At 70.7% G+C, this 23,398-nt stretch carries 23 protein-coding genes; 11 read left to right on the top strand and 12 right to left on the bottom strand.

Going from position 1 to position 23,398, the window contains the following annotated elements; all coding sequences use genetic code 11:
- Positions 1 to 78 precede the first annotated feature (78 nt).
- Positions 79 to 648, top strand: coding sequence for a GIY-YIG nuclease family protein (locus Aiant_RS45140; protein WP_189335368.1), 570 nt, complete (start codon positions 79 to 81; stop codon positions 646 to 648).
- Positions 649 to 665: 17 nt separating this feature from the next.
- Here the strand turns inward: Aiant_RS45140 and Aiant_RS45135 are convergent, their stop codons facing one another.
- Both Aiant_RS45135 and Aiant_RS45130 read right to left on the bottom strand, forming a co-directional pair.
- Positions 666 to 1,106, bottom strand: a complete 441-nt coding sequence (locus Aiant_RS45135) for a hypothetical protein (RefSeq protein WP_189335369.1) — start codon at positions 1,104 to 1,106, stop codon at positions 666 to 668.
- Positions 1,103 to 2,020, bottom strand: coding sequence for an N-acetylglucosamine kinase (locus Aiant_RS45130; protein ID WP_189335370.1), 918 nt, complete (start codon positions 2,018 to 2,020; stop codon positions 1,103 to 1,105). The genes Aiant_RS45135 and Aiant_RS45130 overlap by 4 nt, the downstream gene beginning before the upstream one ends.
- Positions 2,021 to 2,106: 86 nt before the next feature.
- Here Aiant_RS45130 and Aiant_RS45125 point away from each other — a divergent pair, with 86 nt between their 5' ends.
- From Aiant_RS45125 to Aiant_RS45100, 6 genes are read left to right on the top strand one after another with little or no spacing between them, the layout of a single operon-like run.
- Entirely contained in the window at positions 2,107 to 3,027 is a 921-nt protein-coding gene (locus tag Aiant_RS45125) for a MurR/RpiR family transcriptional regulator (protein WP_229831199.1), read from the top strand.
- Between the two features lie 33 nt (positions 3,028 to 3,060).
- Positions 3,061 to 4,392, top strand: coding sequence for an extracellular solute-binding protein (locus Aiant_RS45120; protein WP_189335372.1), 1,332 nt, complete (start codon positions 3,061 to 3,063; stop codon positions 4,390 to 4,392).
- Entirely contained in the window at positions 4,389 to 5,366 is a 978-nt protein-coding gene (locus Aiant_RS45115) for a carbohydrate ABC transporter permease (protein WP_189335373.1), read from the top strand. The genes Aiant_RS45120 and Aiant_RS45115 overlap by 4 nt, the downstream gene beginning before the upstream one ends.
- Complete coding sequence (locus Aiant_RS45110; protein ID WP_189335374.1) at positions 5,366 to 6,190, top strand: carbohydrate ABC transporter permease; 825 nt, start codon at positions 5,366 to 5,368, stop codon at positions 6,188 to 6,190. The genes Aiant_RS45115 and Aiant_RS45110 overlap by 1 nt, the downstream gene beginning before the upstream one ends.
- Positions 6,191 to 6,198: 8 nt before the next feature.
- A complete protein-coding gene (locus Aiant_RS45105; RefSeq protein ID WP_189335375.1) occupies positions 6,199 to 7,809 on the top strand; it encodes a beta-N-acetylhexosaminidase in 1,611 nt (536 codons plus the stop codon).
- Positions 7,810 to 7,816: 7 nt separating this feature from the next.
- A complete protein-coding gene (locus Aiant_RS45100) occupies positions 7,817 to 9,040 on the top strand; it encodes a hypothetical protein (RefSeq protein WP_189335376.1) in 1,224 nt (407 codons plus the stop codon).
- 14 nt (positions 9,041 to 9,054) lie between these two features.
- Here Aiant_RS45100 and Aiant_RS45095 read toward each other — a convergent pair whose 3' ends face one another.
- Complete coding sequence (locus Aiant_RS45095; protein ID WP_189335377.1) at positions 9,055 to 10,197, bottom strand: barstar family protein; 1,143 nt, start codon at positions 10,195 to 10,197, stop codon at positions 9,055 to 9,057.
- A gap of 21 nt (positions 10,198 to 10,218) precedes the next feature.
- On the bottom strand, positions 10,219 to 11,652 hold the full coding sequence (locus Aiant_RS45090; RefSeq protein ID WP_189335378.1) for an MFS transporter: 1,434 nt from the start codon (positions 11,650 to 11,652) through the stop codon (positions 10,219 to 10,221).
- A 55-nt stretch (positions 11,653 to 11,707) separates the two neighbouring features.
- Between Aiant_RS45090 and Aiant_RS45085 the strand changes: the two genes are divergently transcribed.
- On the top strand, positions 11,708 to 12,178 hold the full coding sequence (locus tag Aiant_RS45085; RefSeq protein ID WP_189335379.1) for a MarR family winged helix-turn-helix transcriptional regulator: 471 nt from the start codon (positions 11,708 to 11,710) through the stop codon (positions 12,176 to 12,178).
- 14 nt (positions 12,179 to 12,192) lie between these two features.
- Here the strand turns inward: Aiant_RS45085 and Aiant_RS45080 are convergent, their stop codons facing one another.
- Positions 12,193 to 12,867 (bottom strand): hypothetical protein, encoded by a 675-nt coding sequence (locus Aiant_RS45080; RefSeq protein ID WP_189335380.1) that lies wholly within the window; start codon positions 12,865 to 12,867, stop codon positions 12,193 to 12,195.
- Between the two features lie 237 nt (positions 12,868 to 13,104).
- On the opposite strand from Aiant_RS45080, the gene Aiant_RS45075 reads away from it, so the two are divergent.
- Complete coding sequence (locus Aiant_RS45075) at positions 13,105 to 13,899, top strand: DUF2927 domain-containing protein (protein WP_189335381.1); 795 nt, start codon at positions 13,105 to 13,107, stop codon at positions 13,897 to 13,899.
- Between the two features lie 15 nt (positions 13,900 to 13,914).
- Here the strand turns inward: Aiant_RS45075 and Aiant_RS45070 are convergent, their stop codons facing one another.
- Positions 13,915 to 14,661, bottom strand: a complete 747-nt coding sequence (locus Aiant_RS45070) for a phosphotransferase family protein (RefSeq protein WP_189335382.1) — start codon at positions 14,659 to 14,661, stop codon at positions 13,915 to 13,917.
- A 5-nt stretch (positions 14,662 to 14,666) separates the two neighbouring features.
- Entirely contained in the window at positions 14,667 to 14,963 is a 297-nt protein-coding gene (locus tag Aiant_RS45065; RefSeq protein ID WP_189335383.1) for a hypothetical protein, read from the bottom strand.
- A gap of 72 nt (positions 14,964 to 15,035) precedes the next feature.
- Between Aiant_RS45065 and Aiant_RS45060 the strand changes: the two genes are divergently transcribed.
- Positions 15,036 to 15,542: an SET domain-containing protein gene (locus Aiant_RS45060; protein WP_189335384.1), complete on the top strand. Its 507-nt coding sequence runs from the start codon at positions 15,036 to 15,038 to the stop codon at positions 15,540 to 15,542.
- Between the two features lie 31 nt (positions 15,543 to 15,573).
- Here the strand turns inward: Aiant_RS45060 and Aiant_RS45055 are convergent, their stop codons facing one another.
- Complete coding sequence (locus tag Aiant_RS45055) at positions 15,574 to 16,776, bottom strand: extracellular catalytic domain type 1 short-chain-length polyhydroxyalkanoate depolymerase (RefSeq protein ID WP_189335385.1); 1,203 nt, start codon at positions 16,774 to 16,776, stop codon at positions 15,574 to 15,576.
- Positions 16,777 to 16,921: 145 nt separating this feature from the next.
- Between Aiant_RS45055 and Aiant_RS45050 the strand changes: the two genes are divergently transcribed.
- Positions 16,922 to 17,890 carry a helix-turn-helix transcriptional regulator gene (locus Aiant_RS45050; protein ID WP_189335386.1) on the top strand — a complete coding sequence of 323 codons (969 nt, stop codon included), beginning with the start codon at positions 16,922 to 16,924 and terminating at the stop codon, positions 17,888 to 17,890.
- 93 nt (positions 17,891 to 17,983) lie between these two features.
- Here the strand turns inward: Aiant_RS45050 and Aiant_RS45045 are convergent, their stop codons facing one another.
- From Aiant_RS45045 to Aiant_RS45030, 4 genes are all read right to left on the bottom strand, one after another.
- A complete protein-coding gene (locus Aiant_RS45045) occupies positions 17,984 to 20,353 on the bottom strand; it encodes a NucA/NucB deoxyribonuclease domain-containing protein (protein ID WP_189335387.1) in 2,370 nt (789 codons plus the stop codon).
- A 107-nt stretch (positions 20,354 to 20,460) separates the two neighbouring features.
- Positions 20,461 to 20,961: a hypothetical protein gene (locus Aiant_RS45040; protein WP_189335388.1), complete on the bottom strand. Its 501-nt coding sequence runs from the start codon at positions 20,959 to 20,961 to the stop codon at positions 20,461 to 20,463.
- Between the two features lie 107 nt (positions 20,962 to 21,068).
- On the bottom strand, positions 21,069 to 22,034 hold the full coding sequence (locus Aiant_RS45035) for a polysaccharide deacetylase family protein (RefSeq protein ID WP_189335389.1): 966 nt from the start codon (positions 22,032 to 22,034) through the stop codon (positions 21,069 to 21,071).
- A gap of 27 nt (positions 22,035 to 22,061) precedes the next feature.
- A complete protein-coding gene (locus Aiant_RS45030; RefSeq protein WP_229831202.1) occupies positions 22,062 to 23,063 on the bottom strand; it encodes a glycoside hydrolase family 11 protein in 1,002 nt (333 codons plus the stop codon).
- Positions 23,064 to 23,398 lie beyond the last annotated feature (335 nt).

Raw genomic sequence — 23,398 nt, 5'->3', positions numbered from 1 at the left:
CCGTGAGCACGCCCGGGATCGGACGGGGGGCGTGCTCACGGCGTACCGAAAACGGCTCTTGATCTCCGGTCGCCTAGCATGGCCCGGGTGACTGAACCCGAAGCGGGACCCGCTCTGGCTCGGGCCGAGGCTGCCCTGCGGCTGCTGTCCGGAGAGCCGGTCGCCGTGGACGTCGCCGTCAAACGGCTGGGCCGGGGCGGCGGTGTCTATGCGTGGTGGGCCGCTCCGTCGGTCTTTCCGGACCTGCCGGGCATGGTGAACGAGCACGTCCCGTCGCTGCGGCTGCTGTATCTCGGCCGGGCGACCACCCTGCGGGGCCGGATCCTGCGCAACCATCTGCGGCGGTCGGGCAACTCGACGCTGCGCCGCACGCTGGCCGGGCTGCTGGTGTCCGAGGGCTACCGGACGACCTGGACCGATCGGGTCGTGCTGCTGCCCGAGGACGAGGGCCGGCTGACCGCCTGGATGCACGCGAATCTGAGGCTGACCTGGGCCCAGGACGCGGAGCCGGCCTCGGTCGAAGCGACCCTCGTCCGGCGCCTGCACCCACCGCTGAACGTCAGCGGCGTCGACCCGGAACACGTCCAGCCGGCCGTGGTCGCCGCCAAGAACCGCTACAACGCCTCGGCCGGCCCGGACACGATCTGACGCCCCTGGGGGACCGGTCAGTCCGGCGTGATCGGCGGGCAAGTGGGCAGCTCGGTCGCGGTGACGCTGGTCCCCGGGCCGAACGGCCGGGTGATGTCGTAGCTGAAGCACACCGGGGCCTCGCCGCCGTCGAGCTCGGTCCGCACGGTCCAGCGATCGGGCATCCGTCGCACGTCCCAGACCGGGCCGCCGACCGCGTCATGGATCTCGTCGTCGGTCAGCGACCCGTCGGCGGCGGCCCGGGTCAGCGCAGCCTGCGCCTCGATGCCCCGGGTGCGAGCCATGTCCCGTTCCACCTCGGCGGTCTTGCGGGCATGCGCCGGGAGAGCGACTGCGAACAGCCAGACGACCCCGCCGGCGAACAGGAGAACGCCCAGCACGGCGAGCGCGGCAACCGCGCCGAGTGCCCAGCCGCCGAGGCGGAGCAGCCGGCGCCCGGAACGAGTCGACTCCGTCACACGACCTTCTTAGCCGGCGGTCGGCGGAGCAGGCGTTCGTGGAGGGCGGCCGGGGGAAGCGGGCTCAACGACCGGGCGGCGAGCCAGGCGGCGCCGGCGGCCGGATCCCGGCTGGTGCTCGGGTGCTCGCCGCGGGAGCGCAAGGTGGCGACCACGCCGTCGCGGACCGGGGTGTCGCAGGCCAGCAGGCCGCCGCCGAGGACGACCGGGCCCGCGGCGCCGAGCTCGTCGAGGGTGCGGACCAGGTGGGTGACAGCCTCGTCGACGATCGCGGCGGCGTGCGGGTCACCGGCCCGGGCCGCGGCGCAGACCAGGGGGGCGAGCGCGCCGATCTGCTCCCACGGCAGCGCCTGCGCCCAATAGACCATGTCGTCGGCGGTGGCGACCCCGGCGCGGGCGGCGATCTGCCCGGCCAGCGGGGACGTCCAGTCGCGGACCGCGACCCGGACCGCCTGGAGGCCGAGCCACCGGCCGGAGCCCTCGTCGCCGAGCAGCCAGCCCAGGCCGTCGGCGGTACGCACCACGGCATCCGCCCGCACCGCCGCGGCGATCGCCCCGGTCCCGGCGATCAGCACGGCCCCGGCCTCGGCGGGGCTGCCGGCCGCGAACGCGGTCACCACGTCCCCGACCACGGTGACCGGCCCGGTCACCCCGAGCGCGGCCAGCGCCGGGGCGAACTGGGTGGCGGTCGCGGGCCCGGCGATGCCGAGCGTCGCCGCGCCGACCAGCGCGGGGGAGTGCTCGCCCAGCGCCTCCCGGACGGCGGCCGCGACGGCCGCGGCGGCGTTGCCGGCGCCGGCGGTCAGCGGGTTGCCGGGGCCGGAACGCCCCCGTCCGACGATCCGGCCGCCGGTCGTCGCGACCACGGCGGTCGACGCGGTGCCGCCCGCGTCCACGCCCACCACCAGTTTCATGCCGGAGATCGAAACATAGGAAAGGGTTGTTGACTAGAGCGCTCGGCGGTCGTAATTTTCATCAACAACAGCAGGCGATGAAAAGGATGACCAACGTGACGGGTGAAAGCGGCGGACTGCTCGGCCGGCTCCGGATCGAGGGGCCGGGCATGCCGGAGGCCCTGGCGCGGATTGCCGAGACGATCCTCGACGATCCGGAGACGGCGGCGCACGCCAGCATCATCGACCTGGCCGAGCGCTCCGGCACGTCGACCGCGACGGTGACCCGGTTCAGCCGCACCCTGGGTTTCAAGGGGTATGCGAACCTGCGGGTCGCGATCGCCACCGAGACCGGCCGCGCCGAGCAGGCCCGCTGGGAGACCGACATCAGCGGCGACATCGCCCCGGGCGACCCGCTCACCAACGTGCTCAGCGTGGTCACCGCGGCCGACACCCGCGCCATCCAGGACACCGCGGCCGGGCTCGACATGGCCTCCGTGGAGCGGGTCGCCGCCGCGATCGCCGGCGCCGGCCGGGTGGAGATCTTCGGGCTGGGCAGCAGCGGGACGAGCGCCCGGGAGATGGCGTTCCGCCTGGAGCGGATCCGGGTGCCGATCTGGCACCGGGCCGACTCGCACACCGCGCTGACCAACGCCGCGCTGCTGCTGCCCGGTGACGTGGCGATCGGCCTGTCGCACTCCGGCCGCACCCGCGAGGTGATCGAGACCCTGGCCGAGGCCGCCGACCACGGCGCGCTGACCGTCGCGCTGACCAGCCACAGCCGGTCGCCGCTGGCCGAGGTCGCCGACGTCGTCTTCACCACGTCGGTGCAGGAGACCACGTTCCGCCTGGCCGCCCTCTCCGCCCTGCACTCCCAGCTGCTGATCCTCGACATGATCTATGTCGCGGTCGCCCAGCGCACCTACGAACGGACCGCCGAGGCGTTCGAGGTGACCGGTCGCGCCGTCGACGCCCACCGGCTTCCCGAGAAGAGCCCGACCCGCAACCGGGGCCGGGCGAAGAACTGAATGTCGCCACACCCCTTCCTGAGGAGAATTTTGATGCGCAGACGTCGGTACATCGGAACAGTTGCACTCTGTACCGCGACGCTTTTGACCCTGGCCGCCTGCGGTGGCGGCGGCACCTCGTCGGGCGGTGACGACGGCTCGCCCAAGACGGTTCCGAACACCCGGGGCGAGGGCAAGACGCTCACCGTCTGGATCATGGACGGCGACTACACCGAGGCCACCGTCAAGGCCATCAACGACCAGTTCACCCAGGCCACCGGCGCGCAGGTGGACGTGCAGATCCAGCAGTGGGAGGGGATCACCACCAAGATTAGTACGGCGCTCTCCACCTCCGGGACCCCGGACGTGCTGGACCTGGGCAACACCCAGGTGCCGGGCTTCGCCGCCAACGGCGGGCTGCTCGACCTCACGCCGTACAGGGACGATCTGAGGCAGGGCCGCAACTGGCTCGCCGGCCTCGAGGAGCCGGCCACCGTCGACAAGGCGCTGTACGCGGTGCCCGGGTTCGCCGGCGCCCGCGCGGTCATCTACAACAAGAAGACCTGGGCCGCCGCCGGGGTCACCACGGCGCCCACCACGTACGCCGAGCTGACCGCCGCCCTGGACAAGGTCAAGGCGAAGAACTCGGCCGCCGACTTCTCCCCGTTCTACATGCCGGGGCAGTACTGGTTCGCCGGCCTGCAGTTCATGTGGGACGCCGGCGGCGACATCGCCACCAGCGAGGGCGGCACCTGGAAGGGCGGCTTCTCCACCCCGGCCGGGCAGAAGGGCCTGAACGACTTCAAGACGTTCCAGAACACGTACTCCAGCAAGGCGTCGCAGGCGATCGACACCATCACCCCGGACCAGAACCAGGTGTTCGCCGACGGCAAGACCTCGGCCATCCTGTCGACGACCGGCTCGCTGGGCCTGATCCAGAAGGCCAACCCCAAGATCAAACCCGAGGACCTGGGTACGTTCCCCCTGCCCGGCCTGTCCGGCAAGGCGCAGCCCGTGATGCTCGGCGGTTCCGACTGGGGCATCGCCACCAAGAGTGACACCCAGGAACTGGCCCTGCAGTGGGTGAAGATCGCCGCCAGCCCGGCCGTGCAGGACAAGAACGTCTTCGGCAACGACGGCTGGATCCCGAACAGCACCGAGGGCATCCAGGCCGCCCAGCCCAGCCTCGACGAGCAGAAGAAGGGCTTCTTCACCGCCGCCCTGAACTCCAAGGCCACCCCGGCCGCCGCGCAGTGGCCCACCCTGGAGGGCGACAAGAGCATCAACCAGGTGTTCTCCGCGATCGCCTCCGGCGCCAAGTCGCCCGCCGACGCCGGCAAGGAGTTCGACTCGCACCTGGAGACCACCCTCAACGGCGGCAAGTGACCGTCGTGCCCGTCACCACCACGGTTCGTGATGCGGCCGGCGCCCCGCCGGCCGCATCGGCCCCGCCCGGCCCGGGGTCCCGCCGCCGGCGCACCCGCGCGCCGCTGTGGCTGCTGAGCCCCGCGGGCCTGGTGCTCGCCGTCGTGACGCTCGCGCCGATCGGCTTCCTGCTGTTCACCTCGTTCACCGACTACAACCAGCGGACGCTGTTCACCGGCACGTACCACTACGTCGGCATCGACCAGTACACCGAGCTGCTGGCCGACAGCGCGTTCTGGATGTCGCTGGTCCGCACGGTGCTGTTCACCGCGGCCATGGTGGCCGGCAGCGTGCTGATCGGGATGGGCGTCTCGCACCTGCTCACCCGGCTCGGCCGGGCGATGCGGTACGCGGTCACCGTGGTGCTCATCGTGGCCTGGGCGATGCCGAACGTGGCCTCGTCCCTGGTCTGGAACTGGCTCTTCCAGCCCGGGTACGGCGTGGTCAACTGGTTCCTCGACCAGCTCCGCGTCTTCGGGGACACCACCGACCTGAACTGGGCACAGGACCCGGCTCGTGCGTACGCGAGCATCTGGCTCCTGATCGTCTGGCAGGCGGTGCCGTTCATCGCGCTGACCGTGAACGCCGCTGAGACGCAGGTGCCGCAGGAGTACAAGGAGGCGGCGCGGCTCGACGGCGCCACCGAGCTCGCGGTCTACCGGATCGTCACGCTCAACCACATCCGGCCGACCCTGCTGCTGGTCACCATCCTGTCGGTGATCTGGGACTACAACGTCTTCAACCAGATCTGGCTGATCTCCCGGGGCGGTCCCGGCGACGCCACCTCGACGCTCGGCGTCTACACCTACAAGACGGCGTTCGTCGGCTTCCACATCGGACAGGGCGCGGCCATCTCGGTCGTCACCACGCTGCTGCTGCTCGGGCTGACCGCCGTCTACATCCGCCGCCTGCTGCGATCGGGGGAGGACCTCTGATGCCACGCCGACGCCGGCTGGTCAACACCATCGCGGTGCTCTTCTGCCTCGTGTGGATCTTCCCGGTCTACTGGATGGTCAACACGGCGTTCAAGCCGCGCCCCGAAGTCATGACCGCCACCCCGCACTTCGTGCCTGAACACCCGACCCTGAGCAACTTCGTCACCGCGGTCACCCAGGACCAGTTCCTCGTCAACCTGCGCAACAGCGTGATCGTGGTGGCCTGCACCGTGGCCTTCTCGATCGTGCTGGGCATCTTCGCGGCCGCGGCGCTGTCCCGGTTCCGGTTCGGCGGCCGGCGCACCATCATGGTCGTCATCCTGGCCGTGCAGATGCTGCCCGGCACCGCGCTGCTGATCCCGATGTTCGTCATGTTCAACGGCCTCGACCTGCTCGGGACGTACCTGGCGCTGGTCCTGGCCTACGTCGCGACGGTGCTGCCGTTCTCGATCTGGGTGATGCGCGGGTTCTTCGTGGCCATCCCGGTGGAGATCGAGGAGGCCGCGCACATCGACGGGGCCACCACCTGGGGCGTGCTCACCCGGGTGCTGTTCCCGCTGGTCGCCCCGGGCGTCATCGCGACCGGCATCTTCTCGTTCATCGCCGCCTGGAACGACTACCTGTTCGCCTACACGTTCATGCAGGACCAGAGCCGCTACACGCTGCCGGTGTGGCTGGCCTCGTTCACCAACCCGTACACCGGCACCGACTTCGGCGGGCAGATGGCCGCCTCGGTCCTGTTCTCCCTGCCGGTCATCGTCTTCTTCCTGATCATCCAGCGCAACCTCGTCGCCGGGATGTCCGCCGGCGCCGTGAAGGGCTAGGTTCCACCTTGTTGATCCCGCGCCCGCTCTCCATCGAGGCATGCGACGGAGAGCTAGTCCTGGACCACGACACCACCGTTTCCGCTCCTGACCAGCTCGGCGGCGTCCTCGCCTGGCTGCAGCAGGCGCTGCGCCCCGCTACGGGCCTACCGCTATGTGCTGATAAATCGGGCAACGTACTTCTTTATCTGTCCGACGATCTTGGCCCCGAGGCCTACCGGCTGCAAGTCACCGCGAACCAGGTGACCATCGAAGGGGGGACCGCGGCCGGCGTCTTCTACGGCTGCCAGGCCCTGCTCCAGCTGCTGCCACCGGAGATCTACCGGCGCTCGCACGTGGCCGGGCAGCGCTGGGCGATTCCGGCCGTGCGGATCGTGGACGAGCCGCGGTTCGGCTGGCGGGGGGCGATGCTCGACGTCGCCCGGCACTTCATGCCCAAGCACGACGTGCTGCGCTTCATCGACCTGATGGCGCTGCACCGGCTCAACACGCTGCACTGGCACCTGACCGACGACCAGGGCTGGCGGCTGGAGATCAAGCGGTATCCGCGGCTCACCGAGGTCGGCGCGTGGCGACGGGAGAGCCAGGTCGGTGCGGTGCGTACCGCGCCCGGCGACGGCCGGCCGCACGGCGGGTTCTACACCCAGGAGGACGTCCGGGAGATCGTCGCCTACGCGGCGGAGCGCTTCATCACCGTGGTGCCGGAGATCGAGAGTCCGGGGCACGTGCGGGCCGCCCTGGCCGCTTACCCGGAGCTGGGGGTGACCGGACGGCCCGTCGAGGTCTGGACGCGCTGGGGCATCAGCACCGACGTGCTCAACGCCGAGGAGTCCACGGTCGACTTCTTCACCGGCGTGCTGGACGAGGTCATGGAGCTGTTCCCGTCCCGCTGGATCGGCGTCGGCGGCGACGAGTGCCCGCGCGACCAGTGGCGGGCCGACGAGCGTACCGGCCGGCGGATGGCCGAGCTCGGCCTGACCGGCGCGGAGCAGCTTCAGTCCTGGTTCATCGGGCGGCTCGACGCCCACCTGACCGCGGCCGGCCGGCGGCTGTTCGGCTGGGACGAGATCCTCGAGGGCGACCTCGGGCCGTCCGCCACCGTCGCGTCCTGGCGCGGCATGACCGGCGCGGTCGCCGCCGCCCGCCGCGGTCACGACGTGGTCGCCTGCCCCGACGACCTGGTCTACCTCGATTACCGCCAGTCCGAGTCGCCGGACGAGCCGATCCCGGTCGCCATCCCGCTGACCCTGCGCGACGTCTACGCGTTCGAGCCGGTCCCCGCCCAGCTCACCCCGGAGCAGGCCCGGCACGTGCTCGGCGGCCAGGCCAACATCTGGACCGAGCACGCCGACTCGCCGCGCGCCGTCGACTACCTCGCCTTCCCGCGCCTGTGCGCGGTGGCCGAGGTGCTCTGGACCACCGGCGAGCGGGACTTCGCCGAGTTCGAGGCCCGCCTTGACCGGCACCTGGCCCGCCTCGACGCGCTCGGGGTCGAGTACCGCCGCGCCGACGGACCGCTGCCCTGGCAGAAGCGGCCCGGCGTACCCGGCCGCCCGCAGACCCGCCAGCAGCGCACCGTGCACATCGCCCACCTCGTCGCGAACATCAGCCAGACGTGAGGACCCCATGTCGCAGCAAGCCTTCGCTCGTGACCGGCGGGCACTGCTCGTCGGCGCCTCCAGCGCCTTCACCGCGTTCCTGACCGGCGCGATGCTGCCCAGCCCGAGCTGGGCGGCGTCACCGGCCTGGATGCGCGGCGCGAGCACCACCGCCGTCCGCAAGGCCTTCGACTTCCTCGACACCAAGTTCGACGAGTACGGCGCCGGTGACGCGTTGCGGGTTCCGCGCAGTTACACCGGTGGCTTCTTCGAGACCTTCATCAGTTCTTTTCTGTACGACGACGCACTGATCATCATGGCCTGGCTGGCGCGGGGGACCGCCGAGGACGTCCGGCGCGCCACCGTGCTCGGTGACACGCTGCTCCACGTCCAGCGGCACGACCCGATCGGGGACGGGCGTACCCGGGCCTCCTACCAGGCGGACAGTCTGGAGATCGGCTCACCGGCGGCGTACACCGGCAACCAGGCCTGGGTGGGTATGGCGCTCGTCCACCTGTACGCGCACACCGGGAAGCGCCGGTTCCTGACCGGGGCCCTGCGGGAGGCGGCCTGGATCCAGGAACACACCTGGGACGGCGTCCGCGCGCCGTACGGCTACACCGGTGGCCGGTCCGCCGCCGACCAGCCGCTCACCTTCAAGGCGACCGAGCACAACATCGACGTCGGCGCGTTCTTCGCGATGCTCGCCCGGCTCACCGGCGACCGCGTGTGGCGGGCCCGGGCCCGGGCGGCGTTCGGCTTCGTCGCCGCCATGCGGGACCGGGCGGGCGGCCACCTGTGGACCGGCACCGACCCGGACGGTGTCACCACCAACCGCAACCCGATCCCGGAGGACGTGCAGACCTGGGCGTACCTGGCCACGCTGGACGATCGGTACCGCCGGTCGGTGACGTGGGTGCTGGACCAGCTGGCCGCGCGGGACGCGGGGATCTCCGGGGTGAGCTTCAGCAACACCGACGTCAGCAAGGTGTGGCTGGAGGGCACGGCGCACACGGCGCTGGCCCTGCGGGTCCGGGAGGCCAAGGGCGACGATCTGCTCGCGCGGCGGCAACTATGGAACATCCAGCAGGCGCAGGCCACCACGCCGGTGGGAGACGGGCGTGGCATCCCGGCGGCGTCCAGCGACGGCCTCGACACCGGGTTCGGCGACCTCTATTACGCCAGCCCGCACACCGGCGCCACGGCCTGGTTCCTGCTCGCCGCCCTCACCAGCAATCCGTTCCGGCTGTAGTGAGGGGAACGGTCCTATCGCAGTTCGAGCTGGACGCCTTCGTGGCGGAGGTAACCGACCAGATCGTCGAAGGTGACGGCGGGGCGTAAGGTCATCCGGTCGTAACCCGGCACCAGATGGGTGCGAGCGACCTCGGCGTCGTGCCAGATCAGCCGGAAACCGGGGGTGGCGCCGCCGTCCCCGGTGGCCGCGTTCTCGTGCAGCCAGAACAGATCGCCGCCGAACGAGCCGCCCGGCCCGTTGATCGCCTCGCCGAGCGCGCAGTAGAAGGCGTCGACATCGGTGATGTGCCGGCCGTCCAGGTGGTAGACGGTCCCCGCGGGCTTGTCCGGAGTGCGGATGCGGTGCATCGCGGCGGCGTTGATCCACAGCCGGCGGTCGCCGCGGCCGAGCGCGGCCCACCGGTTGCGCTCGGCCGGACCACCGGCCCGCCACATGTCGAAGATCGGGCGGTCACCGGCGGCCAGCGGCTCGGGGATCCGCGCGTCGAGCTCGACGTCGACCAGGCCGTCGCCGAGCGTGGACGGGCGGGTGGACAGGACGGTGCCGAACACCCGATGCTCCCAGGACATCTCGTGCACCGTGCCGTCGACCCGGACGTGCGCCAACTCGGCCCTGATCAGCCCGCTGAGCCCGGGACGGCAGCCCCGCAGGGTGACCGGCGGACCCGGCGGCCAGACCGCCGGCCGCTCGTGGAACAGCCCGACGATGTCCCGGCACCCGCCGACCGGCGCATCGCCGCTGTGCAAGCGATAACCCGTGACAGCGGGTGCGACGGTGCCGTTCTGGTTGTTCTCGTCGTCGTGCCGATGGCCGTCGAGCTCGACGTCGACGAGACCGGATCCGTCCGCGGCCGGCCGGTGCCCGACGACACGGACGTCGAGCAGCTCCTCCATCGTGTAGGCGCACTCCCGGCACACGGGCGGGCAGGGATCGTGGACGCCGTCGACGATCACGGTGCCCAGCCAGTCCGGCCCGGTGCCGTCGATCGCGGCACGCAGGGCTCCGGACGGGGTGCAGCTCACCAGGGTGTATCGCTCGTAGAGCGGCTCGGCGGGAAAGACGCGATCGGTGAAGAGACCGTCGATCTCGATGCAGTCGGTGAGGGTGGCACCGGACGACTCGTCGAACAGGCGCCACCGCGGCGGGATGGGCACGCGCCGACCTTAACCGACCGGTCACCCCGCCGCCGCTCGCGCCGCGGTCGCCGGTCGTACGGTGAGGAAAGTGATCAGGACGCACAGCAGGTAGAGGCCGACCGCGATCGCGAAGCCGGCGAGGTAGCCGGTGGTCAGCGCCTCCCGCATGGTGTGTCCGCCGGCGGCGGCGTGCCGGGTCGTGGTGGCCGCCACGGTGGCCAGCACGGCCAGCCCGAGCGCGCCGCCGACCTGCCCACCGGCGGTCAGCATCGCCGACCCGATGCCCGCCTCGGAACTGTCGATGCCGCGCACGCCGATGCTGGTGGCGGTGGTGGCGACGATCCCGATCCCGGCGCCGGTGACCACCGACGCCGGGATCAGCACGGTGAAGATGCTGGAGTCCGGTGTGAGCAGGCACAGCCACCCGGTGCCGGCCGCCGCGACCAGCAGGCCGGCCGACAGCGCGGCACGTTCCGGGAGGCGGCTCAGCAGACGGGGGCCGATGCCGCCCGCCCCGAGGCCGGAGCCGACGGCGAACGGCAGATACATCAGGCCGGTCCGCAGTGCCGAATACCCCAGGACGTCCTGCATGTAGAGGGTCAGGAAGAAGTACGTGGTGAACATGCCGGCGGACTGGATGAAGGTGACGACGTTCGCACCGACCCGGCCGGGGTCGGTGAGCACCTCGCGCGGGATCATCGGCGCCGGGCTGGTCCGCTGCGCGATCACGAACAGGATCAGCAGGACGACCGCACCGGCGAGGCACGCGGTCACGATGGCGTCACTCCAGCCGTGCTCACCGACCCGGTTCACGCCGAAGATCAGCGCGCCGACCCCGAGCGTGCCGGCGAGCGCGCCCGGGATGTCGATCCGGATCCGTTCCAGCGCGGGCTCCACCAGCCGGCCGACGCCCAGCAGGATGGCGAGCACGATCGGGACGTTGACGAACAGCACCCAGCGCCAGCCGACGTAGGTGGTCAGCACCCCGCCGGCGAGCAGGCCCAGCACCGCCGCGAGCGCGGTCGCGGCGCCGTACAGGCCGAGCGCCTTGGACCGCGCCCTGCCCTCGGGGAACGTGCTGACCAGCAGCGACAGCGCGCCGGGCGTGGCCAGTGCGGCGCCGATGCCCTGCACGGCACGGCAGGCGATCAGCGTGGCGCCGTCGGTGGCGAGCCCGCCGGCCAGCGAGGCCGCGCCGAAGAGCACCAGCCCCACCCGGAACACGCTCTTGCGGCCGTAACGGTCGCCGGCGCGCCCGGCGACGAGCATCAGTCCACCGAAGGTCAGCGCGTAGGAATTGATCACCCAGTTCAGGTTCGAGAGGGTGATGTGCAGCGAGTTCTGGATGCTCGGCAGGGCGACGATCATGATCGTGCCGTCCAGCACGACGATGAACCGGGCCAGGGCGATGACGAAGGTGGCGACGCCGAGCCCGCGGCCGGCGACGTCGTGCGACTGCTCCTGCTGGTACATGGGGCGCTTCCCTTCGGAGATGTTGGCGACACCAACAAACTGGTAGGGTGTGCGGATGCCGATCGACCATCCGCCGAGCCGCAGTCCCGCCCGCATCGAGGACCGTCCGACCTGGCTGGTCAGCCGGCTCTACGCGCGGTCGTCCGCACTGCTCGCCGCGGGGTTCGAGGCGCACGGCGAGGGCCTGCGCAGCTATCACTACCGGCTGCTGGCCGCGCTGGAGGAGTGGGGCCCGGCGAGCCAGGCCGACCTGGGCCGGGCGGCCGGGATCGACCGCAGCGACGTCACGGCGGCGCTGTCCGAGCTCGAGTCACGCCGGCTCGTCGAGCGGTCGGCCGACCCCGGCCACGGACGTCGCAAGATCGTCACCATCACCCCGGCCGGGGTGGCGCGGCTCCTGGAGCTCGACGGCGTCATCGACGAGGTGCAGGAGCGGGTGCTGCGGCCCCTCACGGCCGCCCAGCGCCGCCAGTTCGTCGCCCTGATGGCGAGACTTCTCGCCGGTGGGGACGAGCGGGCGGGCTGATCCGGCACGAGGGGTCAGGTGCTGTGCGTCGTCACCGGGCGGACGGGTGGGAGCGCGGAGGGCCGGTCCGGGTCGCCGGTGGGGACCAGGCGGGTCACCGCGGCCGGCATGGCGCCCACCGTGAAGGCGTGCACGGCCGGCCCGACGGACGCGGTGAGGAAGGACGCCACGCCCGGCACCTCGGCGGGGAGGGTCACGGCGTGCTGCCCCGGGTCGAGCAGGGCGTCGAGCAGGCGCATCGAGGTGCTCTTCGGCTCGGGTGGGGTGAGCGACGTGGCCCACCAGGCCTCGGCCACCACGCGCACCGGCTTCCGCAGAGTGAGCCGCAGGGTTCTGGCTGGCGCGTCGTAGCCGACCACTTCGCCGGCTCCGGTGGTGGACGTGACGCCCTCGACCTGGGCGGCGATGAGACCGGGAATCCCGGCGAGTCCCTGCACGAAGGTGACCCGGTCGTTGACCTTGGCGATCTCCTCGCGCAGGTGCTGTTTGGTGTGCGGCGGGACCATGCCGCCGAAGACGACCACGTCGACGGCGGCGGCGTCGTAGTCGGTCAGCACGTCGTCGAACTGGTTGGTCGCATCCGCGTGGAAGCCCTTGCCGCGCAGGATGCCGGCGGTTTCGAGGATCACGGTCGGGCTCCGGCCGATGATCAGGATCCGGTCGGGTCTGCTGTTGGCTGCGGTGGTCACGGGTGGCCTCCCCGATGCCGATAATGTTGGTGTGGCCAACATAGCAATTGTTGGCTGCACCAACAAGAGGGACCGCGGGCCGGCTTGCGGCGGGCGGCGGCTTCCGGTGCCGCCTGTTTCGGTACGCCGATGGGCGGGACGGCTGCTCCGGGCGTACCCGAAATGATCGTCGTCGTTATGATCTTGCGATCGGCGGCGCGGCTGCCACGCGTGCGATTGTCCGGAAGGGTGTTGACGATGGGCTCTGCTGCCCGCGGGAGGATCCCCCGCACCGTGCCGGCACTGCTCGCTGCCTCGCTGGTGCTCGTCGCCTGCAGAGCCCCGGATGCGACCCCCGCGACGGCGGGCCCCTCCGCCCCGGCCGTCGTCTCCGCGACGGCCGCGACGGCGTCGGCCGTGCCGTCCGCGGTGCCGTCGGCCACCCCCTCCGTCGCGCCGGTCAGGCCGTCGATCAGCAAGGCGGGGCTCGCCTACTTCTTCACCGTCGCACTCCGGTCGCAGTACGGAACGGACGCCGACGTCGCCACCATGTGGGTCCAGCCCGAGGTCACCGTGCGGGTTCACGGCGGCACCAAGCGGAGCAGGAGCTGCCTGAACAAGGTGGTCGCCGACTTCAACGCGCTGACCGCGACGACGGATCTGACGCTGACCGGCGGTACGCCCGACATCGAATTCTACTTCGCACCCGTGACGAAGTTCCGTTCCATCGAGCCGCACTACGTCCCGGGCAACGACGGCTTCTTCTACGTGCACTGGTCGAGCGGGTTCGAGATGACCAGCGGCACCGTCATGATCCGTTCCACCGGCATCGGGGAGAGGGCCCGCTGTCACCTGATCCGCGCGGAACTGACCCGGGCGATGGGGATGGCCAACAACTCCGGCAAGTATCCGGACAGCATCTTCTACGGCCGGTACTCGACGCCGACGCGGTACTCGTCGCTGGACAAGGAGGTCATCCGGCTGCTGTACAGCGGAGCGGTGCACCCCGGCGACGACAAGAAGTCGATCACGCGAGCGGTGACCGTCAGGTGATTCCGCTTCAGGGCCTCACAGCCGGGACCTCAGCACGTCGACCTCGCAGCCGGGCGCGAACGGGTCGAAGCCGTGCGCGATCAGCCAGCGGATGATCAGCAGGCTTCGCAGCGACCACCAGGCGCGGATCACGTCGCGGTCGGCGTCGGCACCGTAGCCGGCGAGCACGTCGTCGAGGTGCTCCTCGTGGCCGTGCGTGAAGGTGGCCAGGTCGGCCAGAGCGTCACCCTGACCGGCCTCGGACCAGTCGATGATGCCGGTGACCTGGTCGCCGTCGACGAAGACGTGCGCGATCTGCAGGTCGCCGTGGGTGAACGCCGGCGTCCACGGCCGGAGCGCGGCCTCGGCGATGCGCCGGTTGCGGTCGACGAGATCGGCGGGCAGGAGGCCGCTCGTCACCAGCGCCGCGCACTCCTCGGCGAGCAACGCCGTCAGGGTGTCGATGCTGCGGCCGGCCTGGCCGAGCCAGGGTGGCGGCGGCGCGTCGTGCAGTTTCCGGATGGCCGCGCCCGCCGCGGCCCAGGCCGCGGGCGACCCGGTCGACGGCGCGCCGAGGCGCCCCAGCGTCGTCCCGGGCACGGCGGTGATCGCGAGCACGGGCGGCCGGCGCCACAGCACCCGCGGGACCGGCACCGGCGCGAGCGCCATCGCCGCGACCTCGGCGTCGATGCGCGCCTGATCGGTGTCCACCTTGAGGAAGACGTCACCGACCCGCAGCGTCGCCCGTTCGGCGTGGGCGACGACGACCTCGATCCCCTCCACGACAGTCAGCTGATCTGGATCGCTTCGATCGGCTCGCCGATCTCCCGTTCGAGCTGGGCGACGACGGCGGCGACGAAGCGCGTGGCCTCGTCCTCCGGCATCGGCCCCTCGAACGACACCTGCCACCCGACCGGCTCGCCGGAGAACTCGACCACGGTGTCGCCGCACCTCAACCGGTGATGCCCCCAGCCCGGCGCGGCCTCGCAGGTCCAGCCGGCCGGCGTCAGCACCTCGGCGAGCCGATCCCGATGGACGGAGGGCCACCCGTGGTCGTCCCGGTTCCGGACGAGAAACTCGATCATGCCGATCATGATGCCAAGCACATCGTCACCGGTCTGCGCATTATCAGCGGCGCCCACAGTCGATACTGGGTCATGGCTGCTCGCTATCCGGACCGCTGCTGGCTGAGCCCGCACGTCCGCGTCGGGCCGTCGGCCATCGAGGGCCAGGGGTTGTTCGCGCTCGCCGATCTCGCCGAGGGGGAGACCGTTCTGCGGCTGGGTGGGCAAGAGATCGACGACGCGGGGCTGGCCGCGCTCACCCCGCCCTACAGCAGCCTCACCGTCGAGGACGGGGTGCACCTGCTGATCGACCCCGGACACCCGGTTCGCTATGGCAACCACTCCTGCGACCCGAACCTCTGGCACGCCGACGCGGTCACCGTCGTCGCCCGCCGGGCCGTCACCGCGGGCGAGGAACTGACGATCGACTATGCCACCCACACCGGCGCGGAGACCTGGGCCATGCCGTGCCGGTGCGGGAGCCCGGCCTGCCGGGGGACCGTCACCGGCCGGGATTGGCGACTGCCCGGGCTGCGGCTCGCCTACGGCACCCACTGGAGCCCGGCCCTGCTCAAACGCATCGACCACCTCAGCCGGTGAGAGCGGTCCCGCCCTCACCGGCTGAGGTGGGTCAGCACTGCCCGTCGGCGAGCACGTAGTAGTTCGGGCCGGTCTGGCGCAGGGTGTGGGTGGTGAAGGTGTTCCACAGTCCCATCGCCTGGCCGGAGCCGTTGGCGAACGTGTTGCCGCCGGACTGGGTGGCCCGCCCCGCGGTGGTGTGGGCATAGTTGCTGGCCGTGAAGCATGGCTGGGCGGTCGGCGTCGCGGACGGGGTCGGCGAGGCCGACGGGGCCGGCGACGGGGACGAGGCGCCGCCCGCGAGCCCCCACGACTGGGCGATGTAGTACGACGAGCAGATCGACGCCAGATAATAGGACCCGGTCGCCCCGCACTGGTTCTCGGCGCTGCCCGGCGCCACCGGCGTGCCGTGCGCGATCCCCTGCACCCGATACAGCGACACCGCGGCCTTCCCGGCGCCGTCGTGGTAATACTCGACCGTGGTCGACCCCGGCAGCGTCGCGCTCGACGACGCGGTCTGCGAGACGCCCCACACGTTTGTCCACTGGTCCCGCAGCTCGGTGGCGTTGGCCGGCACGACGGTCGTATCCGAGGTTCCGTACCAGACACCGACCCGCGGCCACGGACCGGTGTAACCCGGGTTTGCGGCGCGGACCAGGTCACCCCACTGCTTCGGTGTCTTGCTCTGCGCCTGATATTGGCAGACCGTCCCGCAGTTGTACGGCAGGCCGGCGATCACCGCGCCACCGGCGAAGACGTCCGGGTACGCGGCCAGCATCACCGCGGTCATCGCGCCACCGGCGGACAGCCCGGTGACGTAGACCCGCTTCGCGTCCGAGCCGTACGTCGTAATCGCGTAGTCGACCATCTGCTTGATCGACAGCGCCTCGCCCTGGCCTCGCGCGATGTCGCCCGCGGTGAACCAGTTGAAGCAGGACAGCGAGTTGTTCGACGAGGTCTGCTCGGGGAAGACCACCGTCGCCTGGTAGAGGTCGGCGTACTTGGGCCAGCCGGAGTGGCTGTAATAGTCGGAGGCGCTCTGCGTGCACCCGTGCAGGGCCACGACCAGCGGCCGGCCGGTGGCCAGCCCGGCCGGGACGTACGAGTACATGCGCAACGCGCCCGGGTTGCTGCCGAACGAGCCGACCTGGGTCAGGGTGGCGGCCGCGTTCGCGGGGGAGAACGGGGACATGGCGAGGCCGGCGACGGCCAGCACCGCGGCGAGCAGTGCGAGCCACAACCTACGGGGATTCATGACGCGGACGTTACGTTCCTGTTAATCCCCAGCCCATGTGGAGGCCCGCCACAACGGGGTATCGGAAAGTGTTGATGACTGAGGGTGAATGTGTTCGGCGAACCTCGGCGCAGGGTGCACCATGTCAAAGGACGAAGGGAGGCCGATGCCCGGCCGCGTTGCTGTCGAGCGCGCCGAGATGCGGTCCCATGATCTCGGCGAGGTGCACGAACTGCTGTGCCGGCGCTACGTCGACCACCGGCCCCGGATTCTCGGCCGGCCGGACGAGTTCCTGTTCAGCTCGGCGTCGGCGTGGGCCGGCGGGCTGACCGTGGACCACCTGTTCTACGGCGCCACGATGGCGATCACGGCGGACCCGTTCGACACGGTCGTGGTGGTCAGCATGCTCGACGGCCGGCTCGACGTGACCGCCGGCGACGCGCACCACCGGATCGGGCGCGGCGGCACGCTGATGTACCTGCCCGGCGTCCCGCTCGACGTGCGGATGGACCGGATGAGGTACCAGGTGCTCCAGTTCCCGCTCACGGCGGCCGTGCAGGCCGCGAGCCGGTCCGGGATCCACCCGTCCGACGTCCGGTTCGACGGGATGGCACCGATCTCGCCCGCGGCGAACCGGCACTGGCTGGCCACGATGGCCTACGTGTCCCGGCTGTTCGCCGGTCCGGAGCCGGCCGCCGAGCACCCGCTGGTGCTGGCCGCGGCCCTCGAGGCGGCCTCGGCGGCCACCGTCGCCACCTTCCCGAACACGACGATGACCATGGATTACGCCGGCGGTCCCGGGCGGATCGGGCCGGCCTCGCTGCGGCGCGCGGTGGCCTACATCGACGCGCACGCGGGCCAGCCGATCACGCTGGAGCAGATCGCGGCGGCCGCGGGCGTGTCGGTGCGCGGCCTGCAAGCGGTGTTCCGCCGGCACCGGGACACCACCCCGATGGCCTACCTGCGCCGGGTCCGGATGGAGGGGGCGCACCGGGACCTGGTCGCCGGGGACCCGGCCCGCGGCGACACGGTCGCCGGGATCGCCCGTCGCTGGGGTTTCGCGGCGCCGGGGCGGTTCGCCGTGGAATACCGTGCGCTGTTCGGGCGCGCTCCCCGTCGTACGTTAAGTGATTGACAAAGCCCGCAACGGGCCTCGTACCGGAGGCGCCGGTGGATACGCAACTTTCTGCCCGGCCATGGCCGGCCGCCGCCACGGCCGGCCACCCGCTCAGCCGTGCACCTGTACGGAACCCGCGTCCAGCGGCTGCGGATCGGCGATGTCGAGGTCGTAGTCACCGGCCGGGCGGTTGTCGTAGAGGGTTCCGGCTCCCGGGTGGTCGCCGGCCGAGAGGGGCCAGACCACCAGGCGCAACCGGTCCGGGTCGTCGTAGCCGTACGCCACGAAGCCGTATCCGGCCTCGCCGTTCACCGTACCGACGCCCTTGACCGCAGCCTTGCCGTCCGGTGTGACGACCAGCCATTCGAGGGCGGTGGACGCCAGGTCGAACCGGCCGTTCTGCAGTCGGGCGGCCACCTTGCCACCGCCGGGAACCGGGCCGCTGTCGCCGGGCTTGTACTTCGGGTTGAGCGTGACGTGCAACCGGTCGGTGAGCGCCGGTTCGGCGGTGAGTGCCCCGGCCGGTGAGTTCAGCCAGCCGCCGGTGGTGATGAAGCCGCCGTCCGGGTCGTAGACGACGATCATCGTGTGATCGGTCCCGCTGTCGCTGTCGTCGTCGGTGATGGTCACCGCGATCGTGTCCATCCCGGCGTGCGCGTAGGTGTGCGCTCGGTCGCAGCTGTCCCCCGTGGCCGGGTACCGGTCCTCGGTGCCGTCGTCCCAGCGCACCACACAGGTCTGTGTGTCGTTGCTGCCCGGATCGGTGTAAGGCGCGGTGAGCTGGACGGGGCTGCTGGTGCGGTGCGTGGACCATGGCTCGGGCGTCAGGCCTGCCTCCGCGGCGCGCGGTGCGAAGTCGGGTAGCGGGCGCCGGATCCGGGGACCGACATTGCGGACCTCGGCCGACAACTCGTCGCTGACCGGCATGTTGACGCCGTCGTCGGCGGTCAGGGTGACCGTGAAGGTGCCGTCGTCGTTGCAGGTGAAGGTCGTGGACGTGCCGTCCGGGTTGCTGAAGGTGCAGGACGTGCCCGGGTCGACCGGTCCGTTCGCCGCGTAGCTCCAGTGCACCACCGGCGGGCCCTGCGCGTCGTCGGCCCTTCCTTCGAGGTGTATCTCGGCGCCCTCGTAGCCGATCAGGTCCTCGCCCGCATACACCTCCGGCGGCGTGTCCCGGCCGGGCTCGTCCGCGATCGGCCCGTCCACCACGGTCACCCAGAACTTGTCCCCGTCGATCACCCGGTTGGCGAGGTAGAAGTTCTGGAGGCGGGTGCCGCCCTTGCTGTTCTCTCCGAGCGGCACGTGCCCGACCGCGGTCCTGGCCCGGCCGATCTCGTTGGCGCCTTGGTAGGTGGACTGGTACGGGTACTCGTCGCAGGAGTCGTTCGGGACGGCCGGGTCCTTGACGAAGTTGCCGCAGCTCGCCTGGTAGTTCTTGGCCTTGCGGTCCTTGTCCGCCATGCGCTGCAGCGGCTGCGGGTCGAGTCCGATATGCCGGGCGCCGTAGTGGTCCGGCGTGGTCAGTTGGGCCTCCTCGACAAACTCGGCGTGCCGCCGGTGGTCGGAGGTGGCGGCCTTACTGAGCACCAGTTCGGGCTGGACCTCGTCGAAGACGCAACCGCCGTCCGACGGGGTCTCCGGTAGTTCCCGTTCGCACCGGTGCTTGTAGTCGAGTTCGGTCCAGGCCTTGGTGTTGCCGGTCTCCAGGTGCAGGAAGTTCAGGTCGGTGTCGGCGGAGGTGTACGTCCGCTCGTCGGCCAGCCCGGTGCTGCTCATGTCCCAGGAACCGCGCAGCCACATTCCGCGTTCCAGCCGGATCAGGCGTTTCACCTCGGGGATGCTCTCGGTGCAGCCAAGACTGCACCAGCCCTGCGCGTTCAGGTAGGTGCTCATCACCGCGAGGCCGCTCACGTCGGCGACGTACATCTGGATGTTGTGGGTCCACGTCCGCTGCTTGTTGGACAGCTCCTCCCACTCCCAGTAGTTGAGCAGGACCTCGCCCACCACCTGGTTCGACGGGCGCTGGTAGACGTAGAACAGGTAGGTGTCGACGTGGCACTCGCGCATGCGCAGGTGGGTCTCCAGCTGGTCGATCTTGCACCAGCGCGGGACCGGCCCGTTGCCGAGGTTCCAGTCGGCGGCGGCGAGCGCGGTGATACCCGGGGACGCGGCGGCCGGCGGCGAGGCCGGTACCGCGCCGGGCACCCGGCGGACGCATCCGACCTTTTCCTCCCCGTTCGCCGGCCGGGCCAGGACCTCGTCGCAGTCCGCGAAGGTGCCACGGGCCGGTGCGGTCCGCTCCGCCGGCATGACGATCTCGGCGGGCCGCCGCTCCCGCAGGGCTTCGAGGTCGGGTGTACCGGTGACGACGGCCGTGCCGCCGGTCGGTGCCGGGTCGTCCGCTCGGGCCGCGACCGGCGTGAGTGTCACGGCCATCACCGCCGCGATGACCACGAACAGACGTCTTATCCGACGATTCATGTAAATCCCCCCGCGCAACGCAACAATCGAAGACTGTCACTGGACGCGGTGATGATCGCGTTGTGTCCCCGGGGCGGCAAGACCGCGCACGATCCGCGCGGGAACGGTCACGTCCGCACAAATGGCGGTTCGATCCATTCCTTCACCCGGCGTGGCTCGACGTCGTCCACCGACGGCCACAGCCGGATCCGCCAGTGGTCGCCGGGGTTCGTCGAGCCGGGCCAGCCGTAGGCGACGAACCCCCGGCCGGTGATCTCCACGCAGTACCGGTCCGGCGGTACCGCGCATCGCAGCTGCGCCGAGGTCGGCGAATTCAGCAGCAGCAGGCCCTCGGGGTCGATCGAGAGGGCCGCCTCGTACCCCAGTTGCCAGTCCGCGAGGTCGCCGGCTGGCCGGGCGGTCAGCACCTCGACCCGGATCGGCATGGCGACGTTGGCCTGGTGCGGTGACAGCACCAGCACGCTCTGCCCGTCGCCGGCGACGCCCTCGCCGGCCGCCGCCCGATCGAAGAGCACGTCGTCCGGTACGCCGTCGCCCCGGCCGCCGCGGATCACGAACTGGCCGTACCACATCGCCATCTCCAGGTCGTACGCCGCAAGCGCCGTCATCCGCCCATGCTGGCACACCCCATTCCGCCCTGAGTCCAAGGGAGACGACCGTCGCCGACTAAGGCGCGGCGGCCTGGGAGCGACCGCCGCGCCGGAACGCCGGACCGTCAGGCGCTGCACGTGACCGATGGCCACGTCCAGTTGCCGTTGGTCTGGATCGTCACGCCGAAGTTGTTGCCGCTGCCGTTGGGTTTGGCGACGAGCGTCTGCGCGTTCGGGTAACTGGCCGTGATGTTCCAGGTCGCGATGACCTTGGCCGGTGACGGGATGTTCAGCGTGACGGTCCAGGCGGACGAGCCGGTGACGGCCACGTTGAGGTTGTAGCGGTCGCTCCAGGACGAGCCGGCCGAGAGCGTGGCGGTGCAGGATCCGCTCGGCGGGGGAGTGGTGCTCCCGCCGCCGCCGGTGGGCGCGACGGCCCGGCCGGTCTGCGGAGAGATCATGCCGGCGCACAGGCCCCGGCTGGCCAGGCCCTGAGCGATGCGCGGGATGGCGGCGACCGTGTTGGCCGGCCAGTCGTGCATCAGGATGATCTGGCCGTTGGTGAGCCGGCCGGCGGCCGCCACGATCGCGTCGGTGCTGGCGTTGTTCCAGTCCTGCGAGTCGACGTCCCAGATGATCTCGGTGAGGCCGTACTTCTGCTCCACCGTCTTGAGCGTCGCGTTCGTCTCCCCGTAGGGCGGGCGGAACAGTTTCGGCGTCCCGCCGCCCGCGTTCGCGATCGCCGTCTGCGTCCGGGAGATCTCCGAGTCGATGGTGGCCTGGCTCTGCTGAGTCAGGTGCGGGTGGGTGTAGCTGTGGTTGCCCACCCACATGCCCGCGTCCACCTGCGCCCGGACCAGCGCGGGGTTCGCCGCGGCGTACTGACCCTCGTTGAACATGGTGGCCCGCAGCCCGTTGTTCTTCAGCGCGGTCAGCAGGTTCTGCGTGTTCCCGGCGGTCGGGCCGTCGTCGAAGGTGAGCCCCACATAACCGTTGCAGGTGGCGGCCTGCGCCGTCGTGGTCAGGCCGACGGCCACGGCACCGGTGGCGGCAGCCGTCAGCGCGACCAGTCCCGCGATCAAGCTTCGCATGTCAAGACCCTTCTTTGCGTACGAAGGTCAGCTCGCGCTGCACGAGACTGTCGGCCAGGTCCACGTTCCGTTGGTCTGGATCGTCACACCGAAGTTGTTGCCGCTGCCGTTCGGTTTGGCGACCATCTGCTGTGCGGTCGGCCAGGTCGCCGTGGTGTTCCAGGTGGAGATGATCTTCTCGGGGGACGGCACGTTCATGGTGACGGTCCAGTTGCTGGAGCCGGAGACCGCGACGTTCAGGTTGTACCGGTCGCTCCACTGCTGCCCGGCCGACAGGGTCGCGGTGCAGCCGCCGTTACCGCCGGTCGGCGGGGAGGTGGTGGTGCCGGTGGTCGGGTTCGTGGTGCCGCCCACCGTGATGTTCGAGCTGCCGCTGCTCTGGTAGCCCTCGGTGGCCAGGATCTGGTAGTTGAACGTGCCCAGGTTCATGCCCTTCGAGGCCCAGGCGTCGAAGTGGTTGCCGGCGCTGATGGTGCCGCCGGTGCGCTTCGACTGCCGCACGCTCCAGTACTGGTAGAACGTCGCGGTGCCCTGGATCGACGGCTGGTTGACCCGCTGCGTGCGGTAGATGTCGTAGGTGCCGCCGTCACTGGTCACCGTGCCCATGAACGTGCCGGTGGGCCGGTAGGTGCCCCAGTTGTCGACGATGTAGTACTCGATCAGCGGGCTGGTGGTCCAGCCGTACAGCGTCAGGTACGCATTCCCGTTCGGGTTGAACGACCCGGAGTAGCTGACCGACCGGCGGGCGCCGGTGGCCCAGCCCTTGCCGGCCACGAAGTTGTTGATGCCGCTCCACTGGGTGCTGTACTGACCACCGTTTCCCATGGTCATGCTGACGTTGCCGCTGTCCTTCCAGAACGAGTAGTAGTAGCCGTTGTTCGTGCCGGTCTGGTTCGTGGTGATGGTGGTGTCCGCGTGGGCCGTGCCGGCCAGCATCGTGCTGGCCGCGGCGACCACCACGGCGCAGGCGGCGCCGAAGAGCAGTCTGATCCGGCCGCGGCGTGCGGGTGTTGCGGGAGCGTCGGACATTTCGGATTCCTTAGGGGAGGCCTGGGCGGGGACTCCAGGCGGGTTATCGACGGTGGGCGATCCCTGTCGACAGCGTGAGTATTGGCTCGCGCGTACACGAGTGTCAACAACTTCCGGAAATATATCGGTACTAAAGACGGGCTCTCGGGGCGAATCCTAGACGACTTAGCAGCTCACAGCGGTTTCCGGTGTCGACATTCGAAACGGCCCCTCGTAACAAACGAGAAGTTGCGAAGGCTAGTACCGAAAGTTTCGGAAATTCGATCCACCGATCGGTTGATCGGCGCGTCCATCCCGGACGGCCCGCGCGGTAGCCACCGAGTCGATTCGGGACA

The organism is Actinoplanes ianthinogenes (assembly GCF_018324205.1).
GTDB lineage: Bacteria > Actinomycetota > Actinomycetes > Mycobacteriales > Micromonosporaceae > Actinoplanes > Actinoplanes ianthinogenes.
The sequence above is the reverse complement of the archived record's forward strand: the minus strand, read 5'-3'. Positions and strand labels throughout refer to the sequence as shown.

Excerpts from the sequence above, each read along its gene's own strand:
- Aiant_RS45140 (WP_189335368.1), top strand. The coding sequence starts at position 79 with ATGGCCCGGGTGACTGAACCCGAAGCGGGACCCGCTCTGGCTCGGGCC.
- Aiant_RS45130 (WP_189335370.1), bottom strand. The coding sequence starts at position 2,020 with ATGAAACTGGTGGTGGGCGTGGACGCGGGCGGCACCGCGTCGACCGCC.
- Aiant_RS45125 (WP_229831199.1), top strand. The coding sequence starts at position 2,107 with ATGACCAACGTGACGGGTGAAAGCGGCGGACTGCTCGGCCGGCTCCGG.
- Aiant_RS45120 (WP_189335372.1), top strand. The coding sequence starts at position 3,061 with ATGCGCAGACGTCGGTACATCGGAACAGTTGCACTCTGTACCGCGACG.
- Aiant_RS45110 (WP_189335374.1), top strand. The coding sequence starts at position 5,366 with ATGCCACGCCGACGCCGGCTGGTCAACACCATCGCGGTGCTCTTCTGC.
- Aiant_RS45100 (WP_189335376.1), top strand. The coding sequence starts at position 7,817 with ATGTCGCAGCAAGCCTTCGCTCGTGACCGGCGGGCACTGCTCGTCGGC.
- Aiant_RS45090 (WP_189335378.1), bottom strand. The coding sequence starts at position 11,652 with ATGTACCAGCAGGAGCAGTCGCACGACGTCGCCGGCCGCGGGCTCGGC.
- Aiant_RS45085 (WP_189335379.1), top strand. The coding sequence starts at position 11,708 with ATGCCGATCGACCATCCGCCGAGCCGCAGTCCCGCCCGCATCGAGGAC.
- Aiant_RS45075 (WP_189335381.1), top strand. The coding sequence starts at position 13,105 with ATGGGCTCTGCTGCCCGCGGGAGGATCCCCCGCACCGTGCCGGCACTG.
- Aiant_RS45065 (WP_189335383.1), bottom strand. The coding sequence starts at position 14,963 with ATGATCGAGTTTCTCGTCCGGAACCGGGACGACCACGGGTGGCCCTCC.
- Aiant_RS45060 (WP_189335384.1), top strand. The coding sequence starts at position 15,036 with ATGGCTGCTCGCTATCCGGACCGCTGCTGGCTGAGCCCGCACGTCCGC.
- Aiant_RS45055 (WP_189335385.1), bottom strand. The coding sequence starts at position 16,776 with ATGAATCCCCGTAGGTTGTGGCTCGCACTGCTCGCCGCGGTGCTGGCC.
- Aiant_RS45050 (WP_189335386.1), top strand. The coding sequence starts at position 16,922 with ATGCCCGGCCGCGTTGCTGTCGAGCGCGCCGAGATGCGGTCCCATGAT.
- Aiant_RS45045 (WP_189335387.1), bottom strand. The coding sequence starts at position 20,353 with ATGAATCGTCGGATAAGACGTCTGTTCGTGGTCATCGCGGCGGTGATG.
- Aiant_RS45040 (WP_189335388.1), bottom strand. The coding sequence starts at position 20,961 with ATGACGGCGCTTGCGGCGTACGACCTGGAGATGGCGATGTGGTACGGC.
- Aiant_RS45035 (WP_189335389.1), bottom strand. The coding sequence starts at position 22,034 with ATGCGAAGCTTGATCGCGGGACTGGTCGCGCTGACGGCTGCCGCCACC.
- Aiant_RS45030 (WP_229831202.1), bottom strand. The coding sequence starts at position 23,063 with ATGTCCGACGCTCCCGCAACACCCGCACGCCGCGGCCGGATCAGACTG.